A 13,142-nucleotide genomic window follows, 5' to 3' on the forward strand; every position below is an offset into this window, starting at 1 on the left:
TAATTGATAGTAGTAAAAACAATAAATAAAAAGAAACCCCGTCATCCTGACGAGGTTTCTTCGTATTGGTTAGTTAGATTTGACTCCTGTCTAATCTCACATTCCTGATGCTCAGACCGATTATTGTTGTTTTTTGTCTGGGAAACTTCCTGTTCCCTATGGCTATAGAATATGAAAGATTCACATGACAGAAAAGAAGAAAAAGTGAATAGTTGTTGTAAGCCAAAACCTACATCATAAACTAGACATTGGCATACTGAATGAGTTTATTGATAACAGATTTAACTGCTTTATTATCAAACTCATTGCCTTCAAAAGTTTCAGCTTTATTGCGTTGCCCGATATCTCGAATCTCAATCACTGCATTTGAGTCAATCATGCCGATAGAAGCACATACTTGCTTAATTTGATCTATAGAACGAGAACCATTGGTTCCGCCATAGCTTACAAAAGCGGCTGGTTTGCCTTGCCACTCTTTAAATACATAATCAATTGCATTTTTAAGCACAGGGCTATAACCATGATTATATTCAGGTGTGATAAAGATAAAGGCATCACCAGATGCAATTTTTTTAGCCCATTCTTGTTGTTTAGGTTGATCGTAGATACCCGTTGCAGGAGGGTTTTTTCCTGCAAAAAAAGGCAAATCCCACTCTTTCAGATCAACAATATCTACATTTAAAGTGCTGAATTCTAATTTTTTGATTTCGCTGATTAGCCAGTCCGCTATTTTTATTGCAACACGTCCTTCACGGATACTACCGACAATGATTTGAATATTCATAGATGATTGCTCAGTTATTTTGTTTGAATCATTATGAATAAATCAATTCACCGATATCGTAGTGATTTGTATATATTTTATCTAAATAAATGTCGATTTGAGGCTGTTCATCGATGTTCTATGATGAATAAATAGGGCATCTTTATTATTGATTCTGAAAATATTTTCAATTCTAATGGCTAAAACTGGATGTGATTTGAATATGAAAAATGATCTCGCGCTGATTATGGCTTTACCGAATGAATCAAAAGGGTTATTTGAGCAAGCGCAGATACCTATTCACTATAGTGGTATCGGTAAGATTAATGCCGCATTTACGGCTTTTGATGTGATTCAAAAGACAGGCTGTAAAACCATTTTGAATTTAGGTTCAGCTGGAAGTTCATTTTTTAATGCACATGAATTGGTTGAGGTTACCACTTTTGTGCAGAGAGATATGGATGTTTCACCTCTTGGTTTTGAGGTTGGTGTCACGCCAATGGATAACCATTTCCCGCATGAGATTCAGCTTGAACCTTATTTCCTAGACCTTCCACAAGGGATTTGCGGTACAGGGGATAGTTTTGAAACAGGGCAGCCTAAAGTCAATTGTAACTTGGTTGATATGGAAGGTTATGCTTTGGCTAAGGTCTGTAAAAAGTTGAATGTACGATTGATTTCAATCAAATACATTACAGACGGTGCAAATGATACAGCACATTTAGATTGGGAAGAAAATTTGTTATTGGGGGCGCAGAAACTCTTAAAACTGTATCAATCTATTTAAAGATTGATGGATGAGTATCTTGGCGACCATAGGGAACTATGGCCGTTTGCCAAAATAATTCAATAATGGATTATCAAATTATGGATTGCGAGGAAGAACACCGTATAAAATCATATGTACAGTGTGTTCAATTGCACGTTGGCACATGCTTTTATTGCGTAAGGTTTTTCCAGTCACCATTTCTAATTGGGTACTAAAATCAGCATAGTTTTGCGTTAATCCCCAAATATTGATAATCAATAATTCTGGATCAATTTTATCTGATATTTTACCTTGCTCTTGCCAGTTTAAAATAACTTTGGCTTTGCGTTTAAATAGCTTTTTAAGTGGGCCTTTTAAAATCGGTAAAATATGCGGTGCCCCTTGAATAATTTCCAATGCAAACAGTTTTGATGCTTTAGGTTGCACTCGAGAAATTTCAATTTTGGTCATCAAGTAATGCGCTAGAGCCTCAGCGGGTTCTAGTTCAGATTCTAAGGATTGTAATGGCGCAAGCCATTTTTGCATAACGGTTGTGAGTACTTCGACATACAAAGCTTCTTTATTTTCATAGTAATAGAAAATATTCGACTTATGCATATCTGCCAATTGTGCAATTTCATCCAGACTTGCACCATTGAAACCGTATACAGAAAATACATCTAATGCAGCATTGAGTAATTGCTGTCGTTTTTGAGCGCTCTTCTTTTGTTCCATCGCAACTTTGAACTAAATAAATGATTCATAAATTGTACGGTAAAATGTTTGATTTGTGCACAGAAAGCAGCATTATTTTGAAATATTTGTGATAATTTATGATGAAGTATTACTAATAAGTGAATTCTCGGCTTTTTTATTATTTTTGCACTAAACTAGAGCGAAATAATTGATGAAATTCTGTCATTTAAAGCCTATTATTTTAACATTAAGACATTTTAAATATTAAATGTACTTTTAAGCTGAGATAAAAATAGCCATTGGACGATATTATAATCGCATTGTATCCAAGTTAATAATAACTATTCGTATTTATAATCATAATATCCTTTAATTCAAATAAAAATAGAAATTAAAGGATATAGAAATTAAAGGATTTTGCAGAGGTCGTAGTTTCATCATTTGCATGGTGTTGAACTTAAGTGGCAAGTACAGCAGTCAGGACTTGTTGCTCAAGTTCAGCAAAAGCACGACCTTTTTGGCGTGGACGTGGTAGATCAATGCTAAATTGCTGAGCGATATGTCCTTGATCAAGTAGAATGATACGATCTGCCAATTGCACTGCCTCACTCACATCATGCGTGACTAAAATAGTGGTAAAACCTTGTTCCAACCATAATTTCTCGATGAGGTTTTGCATCTCTAAGCGAGTCAGTGCATCTAAAGCACCTAGCGGTTCATCCAATAATAATATTCGAGGTGTATGTGATAACGCACGTGCTAAAGCAGCACGTTGTCGTTGCCCACCTGAAAGTTGTGAAGGCCATAATTTAGATTTTTCCTTTAAGCCAACTTTTTCTAATAATTGTTCTGCTTTATCATGTTGATCTTTGTTTAATCCAAGCTGAACATTATTTAAAATATTTTTCCATGGCAGTAGGCGAGGGTCTTGGAACATCACTCGAATATCATCAGATGTAATACCTTCACGGAAATTGCGTAAAGATTTAAATTTGATTTCGCCATAGCTCGGTTGTTCTAAATCGGCAATCAATCGCAGCAGGGTACTTTTACCGCAACCACTGCGCCCGACAATCGCTACAAATTCGCCTGCTTCAATATTAAGATCTAAATCTTCAAGTACTTTGACATCAGCATAATATTTATAGAGTTGTTCTATGGAAATTTCTGCGCCAACTTGCGTCTGATTGTCAGTTTGTGACTCAGTCACAGGAAGCAGATCATTCGCATATTGGCTGATACTTAAGTCAGTCATGGTCTTCTCCTATTTTTGATAGCCTGCGTGCCAACGCAGTAAATATTTTTCTAAGTATTGTGCAAAGACATCTGCCAATTTACCCAAAAGGGCGTAGAGTAAAATGCCCACTAAGACGATATCTGTTTGCAGAAATTCACGCGCATTCATGGTCATATAACCAATACCAGATTGTGCAGAAATCGTTTCAGCAACAATCAGTAATACCCAAACCAAACCGAGAGAAAAACGTAAACCCACTAAAATAGAAGGCATCGCACCCGGTAAAATAATTTCCTTGTAGAGTTGCCAGTTAGTGAGCCCATAGCTTTTACCCATTTCAATAAGTTGCGGGTCTACAGAACGGATACCATGATAGGTATTGATATAAATAGGAAAAAATACACCGATAGCGACCAGAAATAACTTTGCTGATTCATCAATACCAAACCAAAGAATAACTAAAGGAATTAAGGCCAAAGCTGGAATATTACGAATCATTTGCAAGGTTGTATCCAGTAGGTTCGAGGCAACTTTAGATGAACCATTCAAAAGTCCAAGTAATAAACCCAAACCACCACCCACCAATAAACCCAACAAAGCTCGTCCTGCGCTGACTTTGACATGTTGCCAAAGTTCACCGCTGATCAGTAATGTCCAAAATGCAGAAACAACAGCCGTAGGTGCTGGTAAAACACGACTTTCTAAAAGACCACCTTTAGACGCAATTTGCCAAATTACGATTAATAAAATAGGCACAATCCAAGGCAACAAGCGTTGCCCGAATTGTTTTGTTCCACGTGAAACAGCTGTGCTTTTAGATGGAGTTATATTTTTGATCGTTGCATTCATGCTGACTCCTTAAGCGGTGCTTTGTTCTCTTCAGGCGTGTAATTATTCGCAACAATTTCACCAAATGGGCCTGTTAAATTCGGTTGAGTCAGTTTTTTTCGGGTTTCAATAGGAAGCAGTGGGAATACCAATTCTGCAAAACGAATTGATTCTTCCAAATGTGGATAGCCCGAGAAAATAAAGGTATTAATTCCTAGATCAGCATATTCTTGGATACGGTCTGCAACGGTTTGTGGATCACCCACCAACGCTGTACCTGCACCGCCACGAACTAGACCGACACCTGCCCAGAGATTTGGCGATACTTCCAGTTTGCTTCGATCTCCATTATGTAACTCAGCCATACGGCGCTGACCGACTGAATCCATTTGCTTAAACTTCTTTTGTGCTGCGGCAATGGTCGCATCATCGACATATTGAATCAGTTCGTTGGCTGCTTGCCATGCCTGTTCATTGGTTTCACGGACAATCACATGCAAACGGATACCATAATTGAGCTGACGACCTTTGGCATCGGCCTTGGCTTTTACAACTGCAATCTTTTCTTTGACTGCGGCAGGAGGTTCACCCCATGTTAAATAGGTGTCCACTTGGTCAGCAGCAAGCTCAATCGCATCGTCTGATGAACCACCGAACCAGAGCGGTGGATAAGGCTGTTGTATTGGCGGATAAAGTAATTTGGCATCATCAACACTTAATCGCTCACCATGAAATGTAAATGCTTCACCAGTATGTGAACGTTTTAAAATTTCACGCCAAATAGTGGTGTATTCCGCAGCTGTTTTATAACGTGTTGAATGATCTTCATAGACACCATCACCTTTGAGTTCTTGTTCATCGCCACCCGTAACAAGGTTAAGCAACACACGACCATTGGATAAACGGTCAAAAGTGGCAGCCATACGAGCAGCTAGCGCTGGTGTCGTAACACCAGGACGTAAAGCCACTAAGAATTTTAAATTTTGGGTTGCATCAATTAAGCTTGCAGCAGTAATCCATGGATCTTCACAAGAACGTCCTGTTGGGATGAGTACACCTTCATAGCCTAAATGGTCAACGGTTACTGCAATTTGTTTCATATAGGCGTGGTCTACTTGGCGAGCGCCTTTACTGGTACCTAAATAACGACTGTCACCGTGAGTGGGAATAAACCAGAAGATTTTCATTTCATTCAATCCTGAAAAAGTATTTAAATATTATTTCGCTGTCCAAACAGCTTGTTTAATGTTGATGCTATTGGGAATAATTTTGAGTTCACTAAAACGATCTGCCAGTTGCTGTTGGTCGGCAATCACCTGAGCGGTGAGTGGTGCTGCACCAGAAGGTCTTGGTCGTCGGTCAATAAAGACTTGGCTGACTTGAGGTTTTAAACCCGTACTTTGTCCAATGGATTGTGCAGTTTCAGTTCGATGTGCTTGCACCCATTTGTCTGCAATATTGACCTGTTGAATAATGCTTTTCACAGCTTGAGGATGCTGTTTGACAAAATCAGGTGAAGCCAAATAGAAGGTGTAATTTGGACTGAGTCCCTTACCAGATGCCAAAATTCGAGCCTGATCTTCAACTTGTGCCGAAGCAAAATAAGGATCCCAAACTGCCCATGCATCCACAGCGCCTTTTTGAAATGCGGCACGAGCATCGGCAGGTGTGAGCCAAATTGGTTGAATATCAGACCACTGCAAACCAGCTTTACGTACCGCTTGTACCAATAAGTAATGTGCGCTTGAGCCTTTTTGTAAGGCAATACGTTTGCCTTTGAGTTGGCTTAATTGCGTAAGTTGTGAACTTTTAGGCACTAAAATAGCTGAAGCCAACGGCTTCGCTGCTTCATAAGCAATGTAATACAAGGGCTTATTGGCTGCCTGCGCATAAACGGGTGGTGTATCACCTGTAACGCCAATATCGAGAGAACCGACAGCAAGTGCTTCTAAAATTTGTGGGCCTGCGGGAAATTCATTCCAAGAAATTTTGGCATTTGGAAATTCCTTTTCATACAGTTTTTGCTGTTTGGCGATGGCAAAATTAATTGAGCTTTTTTGAAAACCAATACGTAATTGTTTCACACTCGGATCGACTGCCCAAACTGCTGTAGAACCTAACATTGCACAAGCAATGAACATGGCGGTCATGCCATGACCCTGTGCGTTGAACCATGTTGCTGTTTTGTGCTGTGCAATGTGTTGAGTCATGTCTATTTCCTCTATAACCTGTTTATTTCATGTGGTTTTAATTTGCCAAAATGGCTGCTTGAATATTGATTTTGTTTGGAATTAATTTTTGCTGATAAAAAGCATCTGCGACATATTGCTGTTCTTTTGCGACTTCATTTGAAATCGGTTGAACACCAAAACCCATGCGAGAAATCGATGTATTGAGCACATCTAAAGGTAAGCCTGTTGGTTTTTCTAAAAGTTTGGCTGCATCAGTTTGATGTTGAGAAACCCATTGTGTCGTGGTGTTTAACTCATTAACAACGGCTTTTAAAATATCAGGATGTTGTTCTGCAAATTTACGATCAGCTAAATAAAATTGATGATTACTTACAAGGTTTTCACCTGTGGCTAAAACTTTCGCACCCAGCTGTTTTTCTGCTGAAGCAAAGAACGGATCCCAAATCACCCATGCATCCACTGCACCTTTTTCAAAAGCAGCACGAGCATCGGCAGGGGGTAAATACACCACTTGAATATCTTCAAGTTTTAAATGATTGGCTTCTAAAACTTTGAGTAAAAGATAATGAACGTTCGATCCTTTGTTCAGTACGACACGTTTCCCTTTTAAATCTTGAATGGATTTAATGGTTGAATCTTTTGGAACGATCAAGGCTTCTGCTTTGGGTGCAGCAGGTTGGTTTGCGATATAAACTAAATTTGAATTGGCGGCTTGTGCAAAGATCGGAGGTGCTTCGCCTGCCTCACCAAATGACACGCTTCCAACATTTAGGCCTTCGAGTAGTTGAGGGCCAGCAGGAAATTCGACCCATTTAATATTGACGCCTTTTTCTTTTAGCGCTTTATCTAAATCGCCACGAGCTTTGATAATCGGAAGTAAACCATATTTTTGATAACCGATATTCAGCGTTGTGGTTTGTTGTTGTTTGGCACAGCCAGAAAGCAGCATGATGGTGGCAAGGCTAGCACTGAGAAGGGTGATTTTTTTCCATGAAGGTTGAAATTGACTAGCCATGGCTCATGTTGCTCCTAAACTTGAAATGATGAGAAGTGAATGAGCATCAGCTTAGAGCGCTTTGTAATTTCCAAAAAATAAGTTTTCGATGATTGCTAATGAAAAAAAAAGATAAAATTAAAAATGTGAAACTTATTTAAAATTGTGCAAAAGAAATTTGAAAATCAATTACCTTTAATGTTTATAAGTTATTAAAAATAATCAATTAAATAATAGTTATTTTAAATTTTTATAATTTAAGCTGAGATTCTGCTAAGAATAAATTCGATTTTTCTATAGCGATAGCGAATATTCTTAGCAAAAAATCAGATAACAAACAGGTATTTTCAAATCTTTAAATCTGCTTTTTAAAGACCATTGAATTACGTTGATAATTATATAAAGCTTGGCGAGCTTCAGGTAAGTCATCTACATTTGCTGTACTAAAACCATGTTCTAAGAACCAATGCGCAGTACGTGTGGTTAATACAAACAATTGTTGAATCTGTAATTGTTGAGCTTTTTCTTCTAAGAATTGCAGAATTTGACTACCACGGTTAGATTTACGATAACTTGGATGTACTGCGACACAGGCAATTTCTGCCGATTTTATCTCGCCACCAGTGACAGGAATTGGATATAAGGCAGCACAGGCCAAAATTGTTCCGTCACGTTCAATCACGGCAAATTGACCGATTTCATTCTCTAAACGTTCACGTGAACGATAAACCAAAATCCCATCTTCTTCGAGTGGGCGCAAGAGATTAATCAATCCACCGACATCACCAATATTTGCCATACGCACTTCTTCATAATGTGCATCAGTGATCATGGTGCCATGACCATCTCGTGTGAATAATTCCTCGATCAATGCACCATCATAGGCATAGGAGAGTAAATGTACGCGATGCACTCCTTTTAAAGAAGCTTCTTTGGCATTTTGCAAATGTAGGGCGATTTCAAAGTTGGAATCTTGGTATTTTTCAATATGTTGGTCTAATTGCAATGGTGTGATTTCACGCAATAATTGACCATATTCATCCATTAAACCTTGTTGATTACCCAAGAAAATCAGCTTGTCGGCTTGAATATGAATTGCGGTTTTAGTCGCAACTTCTTCTGCAAGCAGGTTAAACACTTCACCTGTGGTGGAGTAACCTGTTGGCCCAAGTAAAACAATATTTTGACTGTCTAAATGGCGTTGAATTGCTTCCGTATCGATCGTGCGAACTTCTCCAGTTAGTTGAAAATCTACACCATCACGGATGCCATAAGGTTTTGCTGTGACGAAATTTCCTGACACGACATCAATGCGAGCGCCATACATCGGTGAATTCGCCAAGCCCATAGACAATAAGGCTTCAATTTGTAGACGAATTGAGCCAACGGCATTCATTACACAAGCTAAGGACTCACGTGTCGTGACACGACGATTGATATGGATTGGGCTTTGAATCCCTTTTTCTTTTAAATTTGCATTAATTTGTGGGCGAGCGCCGTGCACCAAGATTAGGCGGATACCCAATGAATGTAGTAATGCAATGTCATGGATAATATGTTGAAAATTTTCATGTTGTACTGCCTCACCACCAAACATTAGGACAAATGTTTTGCCACGGTGTGCATTGATATAAGGTGCAGAATGACGAAACCAATGCACATATTGCTGGGTCGTGCTTTGTGAAGTTTCTAAAATGTCAGTTTGCATGCCAATCTCAATTTGATGGTGTATGAAAGAGATTCTAAACAAAAAATAGGGATGAAGAATAGAGAAAATAAAAAAAGCACCAGAACGTGGGAGAACTGGTGCGAAAAGGGTGTTCGATTTTGTGCGTTTTTCTTAGATTGGACTAAGTCTCTAATATCGTCTGGTCTTTTGATGAGATCAATTTAATTGAAAATCATAGAGAAATGATGAAGGTTACAATGCGTATTGTTCTTTTTCATCTTCAATAATCAATAAAATAGGAGGTGCTTATTCTCTGAATATAAAAAAAGCCCAATGGGTATTGAGCTTTTGATTTTATTGAATATAAATTGGCGGGGCAAAGTACATAAATGATTTAATCATTCTGCAATTAACCAATCACGCGAATGATGCGATTATTACGTTCATTCACTAAAACATAGTCACCGTTTACTTTGTACCATTGTTGGTATTTGCCTGGTTTTGGCAATTGGCGGTAGTTCTTATAGTTGACATGATAACGTGATGAGTTGAATTGATTTGGTAAATATTGTCCAGAACGCCATTCACGACTTGGATTTACTCGGTTGTTATAGCGGTCATATTTGTCATAGCGATCATTGTTATTCCAGCGGTTATCATTTTTATGATCCCAATGATTTTGCTGATAACGATCATGGTCGTTTTGATGATAATCATGAGCCATTGCTGAAGTTGCAACTAAAGCACCGAGTGATAATGTAATCGCAGTTAATACTTTTTTCATTTGATTCACCTGAACTGAACTTTTGTCCTTTGATGAAATCAATTTACTCAATAATTTGAGATAAACGGTGAGGGGGATTTAGTTGAATTGTGAAATATATGAAGACTTGATGGAGGAATGTAACCGTATTTAAAAGCACAAAAGAAATTCATGATTCACAGCTTCAAATCACTCGATAATAAAAAAGCCCAAACTAAGTTTGAGCTTTATATTCTTCATTTCGAATTCTAAATAATGGTGATGTTTTACATCCCACGAATACTGACAATATTATTACTGTCAGAATCCACTAAAATATAGTCATTATTGATTTTGTACCATTGTTGGTTACGAGAAGGTTTTGGAAGATTACTGTCTTTATAATCGACTTTATAACTATTACCACGATAATGCTGAGGCATCACATAACCTGTTTGCCAACGATGTTGCTGTAAACGTCGTACACCACGTTCTTCTCGTTCACGACGCTGTTCTTGAATATCGTCGTCGTCATCTTCACGGAATTGACGCCCACGGTCGCCACGATCATGTTTATTACCACGATCTTCACGATCAAATCCACGACCATTGTCAAAATGAGGCTTTGCACTGCTGATCTGAGTTGTCATCAGTGTTGATAAAGAGATTGCGATGATCGCTAAAATCTTTTTCATAAGAGCCCTCGCTTTTGGATGTGTAGATTTTTCACACCACTACTGTACTGCTTAATTGCAGAGAAACTGTGAAGAAAGTTCAGTTTTTCATTTAAAAATACAGAGATAATAAGAACATATTTCTTTATTTGATAAAAGTACTATTCGAAACGCTTATATGATAAGACATTAAGCCGAATTAGAAAATTGTGAATGGGTTCAAAAAAATGTAAAGAATTATAAAAATAACGCAGAACAATGCTCCAACTTAATCTCTTATTTTTAAGGATAGCGTAATTTTGAAGACAAGTTTAGTGCCATTGATGGGTCATGTGTTTTAAGTGATTGATTGCATTAACAACATTTTCAGCCTGTTGGGCATCATCTAAAGCTTGAATCAGTTGAGTTGGAAGTTGTAATTGTTCAATGGAGCGAATCATTTCAATTTTATGTTTTTGATCTTTCATGAATATTTCCTCAATATGCTGATTCATCTTGAGTTTGACTATAGGCTGAATTTATAAATTTGAAAAACTGAACAATATGGTTATTTTAATTGATTTAAGCGATTATTAAGACATTGTTTGGAGAATTTTATTTTTATTCATCTATTTAAAAATGGATTTTGTTTTTTAGCTTTTGCTATTCACAACATACGTTGTGAATAGCAATCTTGATCAATAGAATTAAAAATCTGCTTTTAACACAATACGATAACGAGCTTTTCCTGAATGTAAGCGCTCTAAGGCATCATTAATTTTAGACATGGGATAAAGCTCAATTTGTGGTGCAATATTTTTACGTGCTGCAAATTGTAGAAGCTGACGTAATGCAAATGGTGAACCTGTTGGAGAGCCTGTGACAGATTTTGCACCACTAATTAAATTCCCAGCAGGGATTGCCATAGGTTCTACAACCATTCCTAGCATGTGAATTGAACCATTTGGCGCAAGTGTATTGAGGTAGAGTTTCCAGTCTAAAGTGACATTGACGGTACACAATAATAAATCGAATTTTCCACGTTGTGCTTTGAGTGCATTGGCATCACGGCTATTCACGACATGATCAGCCCCCATCGCTTTGAGTTCATCAGTTTTATCAAGACTGGAGGTAAATGCAGTAATTTCACAACCCCATGCTTTGAGTAATTTGATTGCCATGTGACCTAAACCACCAATACCAATCACACCGACATGATGAACTGCTTGAATTTGATGCTTTAAAATTGGATCAAAAACCGTAATACCCCCACACAGTAATGGTCCAGCACTTTCAGGATCTAAATCCTCAGGAAGAGGAATAATCCATTGCCAACCTGCGCGAACTTTATTTGCAAAACCGCCTGCATGACCGACGATAGTCGCTTGTTTTTCACCTGTACAAAGCACTTGCTGACCGCTGATGCACGGATCACAATATTGGCAACTTTCAGCAGTCCAACCAATCCCGACACGTTGTCCGACTTTAAGACCTTTGGCTTCTGAACCCAATTGGGTAATCGTACCAATAATTTCATGTCCACCAACGACAGGGAAAACAGCATTCCCCCATTCATTATTGATCACTGAAACATCGGAGTGGCATAACCCGCAATATTCAACTTTGACTTCGACTTGATGCGCTTGTAATTCACCTGCATCAAATTGATAAGGAACAAGCGCTGCGCCTGCTTCTAAGGCAGCATAGGCTTGGATGGTATTTTCAGACATTTTGAATCCTTTCTATCATCTAATGGGATATTAACGAGCTAAGCAATCATTTTCATGGTCATTGACCATGCCTATAGCTTGCATAAATGCATAAATCGTCGTTGGGCCAACAAATTTAAAACCATTTTTTTTCAATGTTTTTGAAAGCTTTAAACTAATATCGGTTTGTGCAGGTGCTTGCTTATAGTCAGGAACATCATTGCTTTGAACTTGTTGATCGACAAAATTCCATAACCAATCCACCATATCAATGCCTTGAGCCTTCATATTTTGCCATGCGATGGCATTGTCACGAATGGCTGTTAATTTACCAATATGGCGAATTAAACCTGCATCTTTACACTTTTCAGCTAAGTCATCATTGGTGAGTTCAGCAATGGTTTGAATCGGATGATTAAAGAAATGTGTACGATAACATTCACGTTTTTTTAACACGGTAATCCAAGATAATCCCGCTTGTTGCCCTTCTAAGCACAGCATTTCAAATAAATGCTTTTCATCACGATTGGGCTTTCCCCATTCGTGGTCATGGTATTCGATATAAATCGGATCATCTGAGCACCAACCACAACGTTGAATTGACATGAAAGATGCTCCTTTTTTATTTATATAAAATGATGGTTTAGATTTGAAAATTAGCCCATTGGTTTGTTTCAGTATCCCAATAGGACAATTCAGCTTGGTTTAAATCAGTAAATTTGATCCAAACATCTTTTCCAGTCTTATCGGCAAATCCAGTACTGATCAAGAGTGCATCTTCAGTAATTTCCATGATCCAACCTTGATGCGTTTGTCCGTTGAGCACAATTTTTTGTTGATTGCCTGATTCTGCAAACTTAACTAAACGCTCAATCAAAGCTTCTGACATGAAATATTCCTAAAATCTGACT

General features: G+C 38.0%; 15 protein-coding genes. 1 reads left to right on the top strand and 14 read right to left on the bottom strand.

Annotated elements, in window-relative coordinates:
* Positions 1 to 241 precede the first annotated feature (241 nt).
* Positions 242 to 784 (bottom strand): NADPH-dependent FMN reductase, encoded by a 543-nt coding sequence (locus tag GGG_RS0103090; protein WP_010112177.1) that lies wholly within the window; start codon positions 782 to 784, stop codon positions 242 to 244.
* 202 nt (positions 785 to 986) lie between these two features.
* Between GGG_RS0103090 and GGG_RS0103095 the strand changes: the two genes are divergently transcribed.
* Positions 987 to 1,550: a 5'-nucleosidase gene (locus tag GGG_RS0103095; RefSeq protein ID WP_010112178.1), complete on the top strand. Its 564-nt coding sequence runs from the start codon at positions 987 to 989 to the stop codon at positions 1,548 to 1,550.
* A gap of 78 nt (positions 1,551 to 1,628) precedes the next feature.
* On the opposite strand, the gene GGG_RS0103100 is transcribed toward GGG_RS0103095, so the two are convergent.
* The 13 genes from GGG_RS0103100 to GGG_RS0103160 all read right to left on the bottom strand — a co-directional run bounded on the left by GGG_RS0103100 (position 1,629) and on the right by GGG_RS0103160 (position 13,120).
* Positions 1,629 to 2,246, bottom strand: coding sequence for a TetR/AcrR family transcriptional regulator (locus GGG_RS0103100; RefSeq protein ID WP_010112179.1), 618 nt, complete (start codon positions 2,244 to 2,246; stop codon positions 1,629 to 1,631).
* A gap of 418 nt (positions 2,247 to 2,664) precedes the next feature.
* The gene (locus GGG_RS0103105; RefSeq protein ID WP_010112180.1) at positions 2,665 to 3,462 is read right to left on the bottom strand and encodes an ATP-binding cassette domain-containing protein; all 798 of its coding nucleotides are present in this window, start codon (positions 3,460 to 3,462) and stop codon (positions 2,665 to 2,667) included.
* Positions 3,463 to 3,471: 9 nt separating this feature from the next.
* Entirely contained in the window at positions 3,472 to 4,293 is an 822-nt protein-coding gene (gene ssuC / locus GGG_RS0103110) for an aliphatic sulfonate ABC transporter permease SsuC (protein WP_010112181.1), read from the bottom strand.
* Positions 4,290 to 5,459: an FMNH2-dependent alkanesulfonate monooxygenase gene (gene ssuD, locus GGG_RS0103115; RefSeq protein WP_010112182.1), complete on the bottom strand. Its 1,170-nt coding sequence runs from the start codon at positions 5,457 to 5,459 to the stop codon at positions 4,290 to 4,292. The genes ssuC and ssuD overlap by 4 nt, the downstream gene beginning before the upstream one ends.
* 30 nt (positions 5,460 to 5,489) lie before the next feature.
* Positions 5,490 to 6,422, bottom strand: coding sequence for a sulfonate ABC transporter substrate-binding protein (locus GGG_RS0103120; RefSeq protein ID WP_171057648.1), 933 nt, complete (start codon positions 6,420 to 6,422; stop codon positions 5,490 to 5,492).
* A 97-nt stretch (positions 6,423 to 6,519) separates the two neighbouring features.
* The gene (locus GGG_RS0103125) at positions 6,520 to 7,479 is read right to left on the bottom strand and encodes a sulfonate ABC transporter substrate-binding protein (RefSeq protein WP_010112186.1); all 960 of its coding nucleotides are present in this window, start codon (positions 7,477 to 7,479) and stop codon (positions 6,520 to 6,522) included.
* 334 nt (positions 7,480 to 7,813) lie between these two features.
* Positions 7,814 to 9,166, bottom strand: coding sequence for an amino-acid N-acetyltransferase (argA, locus tag GGG_RS0103130; protein WP_010112188.1), 1,353 nt, complete (start codon positions 9,164 to 9,166; stop codon positions 7,814 to 7,816).
* Between the two features lie 370 nt (positions 9,167 to 9,536).
* Positions 9,537 to 9,911, bottom strand: a complete 375-nt coding sequence (locus GGG_RS0103135) for an RcnB family protein (protein ID WP_010112190.1) — start codon at positions 9,909 to 9,911, stop codon at positions 9,537 to 9,539.
* Between the two features lie 245 nt (positions 9,912 to 10,156).
* Positions 10,157 to 10,564, bottom strand: coding sequence for an RcnB family protein (locus tag GGG_RS0103140; protein WP_010112192.1), 408 nt, complete (start codon positions 10,562 to 10,564; stop codon positions 10,157 to 10,159).
* A 290-nt stretch (positions 10,565 to 10,854) separates the two neighbouring features.
* On the bottom strand, positions 10,855 to 11,010 hold the full coding sequence (locus tag GGG_RS21140; protein WP_171057647.1) for a hypothetical protein: 156 nt from the start codon (positions 11,008 to 11,010) through the stop codon (positions 10,855 to 10,857).
* A 219-nt stretch (positions 11,011 to 11,229) separates the two neighbouring features.
* Positions 11,230 to 12,252, bottom strand: coding sequence for an NAD(P)-dependent alcohol dehydrogenase (locus GGG_RS0103150; RefSeq protein WP_010112194.1), 1,023 nt, complete (start codon positions 12,250 to 12,252; stop codon positions 11,230 to 11,232).
* Between the two features lie 30 nt (positions 12,253 to 12,282).
* On the bottom strand, positions 12,283 to 12,837 hold the full coding sequence (locus tag GGG_RS0103155) for a DNA-3-methyladenine glycosylase I (RefSeq protein ID WP_010112196.1): 555 nt from the start codon (positions 12,835 to 12,837) through the stop codon (positions 12,283 to 12,285).
* Positions 12,838 to 12,874: 37 nt separating this feature from the next.
* Positions 12,875 to 13,120 (bottom strand): hypothetical protein, encoded by a 246-nt coding sequence (locus GGG_RS0103160; protein WP_010112198.1) that lies wholly within the window; start codon positions 13,118 to 13,120, stop codon positions 12,875 to 12,877.
* Positions 13,121 to 13,142 lie beyond the last annotated feature (22 nt).

Origin of the sequence: Acinetobacter sp. P8-3-8 (assembly GCF_000214135.1) — a bacterium.
GTDB lineage: Bacteria > Pseudomonadota > Gammaproteobacteria > Pseudomonadales > Moraxellaceae > Acinetobacter.

Bases quoted from the DNA above. Each gene is read 5' to 3' on its own strand.
- GGG_RS0103090 (WP_010112177.1), bottom strand. From the start codon at position 784: ATGAATATTCAAATCATTGTCGGTAGTATCCGTGAAGGACGTGTTGCA.
- GGG_RS0103095 (WP_010112178.1), top strand. From the start codon at position 987: ATGAAAAATGATCTCGCGCTGATTATGGCTTTACCGAATGAATCAAAA.
- GGG_RS0103100 (WP_010112179.1), bottom strand. From the start codon at position 2,246: ATGGAACAAAAGAAGAGCGCTCAAAAACGACAGCAATTACTCAATGCT.
- GGG_RS0103105 (WP_010112180.1), bottom strand. From the start codon at position 3,462: ATGACTGACTTAAGTATCAGCCAATATGCGAATGATCTGCTTCCTGTG.
- ssuC (WP_010112181.1), bottom strand. From the start codon at position 4,293: ATGAATGCAACGATCAAAAATATAACTCCATCTAAAAGCACAGCTGTT.
- ssuD (WP_010112182.1), bottom strand. From the start codon at position 5,459: ATGAAAATCTTCTGGTTTATTCCCACTCACGGTGACAGTCGTTATTTA.
- GGG_RS0103120 (WP_171057648.1), bottom strand. From the start codon at position 6,422: ATGACCGCCATGTTCATTGCTTGTGCAATGTTAGGTTCTACAGCAGTT.
- GGG_RS0103125 (WP_010112186.1), bottom strand. From the start codon at position 7,479: ATGGCTAGTCAATTTCAACCTTCATGGAAAAAAATCACCCTTCTCAGT.
- argA (WP_010112188.1), bottom strand. From the start codon at position 9,166: ATGCAAACTGACATTTTAGAAACTTCACAAAGCACGACCCAGCAATAT.
- GGG_RS0103135 (WP_010112190.1), bottom strand. From the start codon at position 9,911: ATGAAAAAAGTATTAACTGCGATTACATTATCACTCGGTGCTTTAGTT.
- GGG_RS0103140 (WP_010112192.1), bottom strand. From the start codon at position 10,564: ATGAAAAAGATTTTAGCGATCATCGCAATCTCTTTATCAACACTGATG.
- GGG_RS21140 (WP_171057647.1), bottom strand. From the start codon at position 11,010: ATGAAAGATCAAAAACATAAAATTGAAATGATTCGCTCCATTGAACAA.
- GGG_RS0103150 (WP_010112194.1), bottom strand. From the start codon at position 12,252: ATGTCTGAAAATACCATCCAAGCCTATGCTGCCTTAGAAGCAGGCGCA.
- GGG_RS0103155 (WP_010112196.1), bottom strand. From the start codon at position 12,837: ATGTCAATTCAACGTTGTGGTTGGTGCTCAGATGATCCGATTTATATC.
- GGG_RS0103160 (WP_010112198.1), bottom strand. From the start codon at position 13,120: ATGTCAGAAGCTTTGATTGAGCGTTTAGTTAAGTTTGCAGAATCAGGC.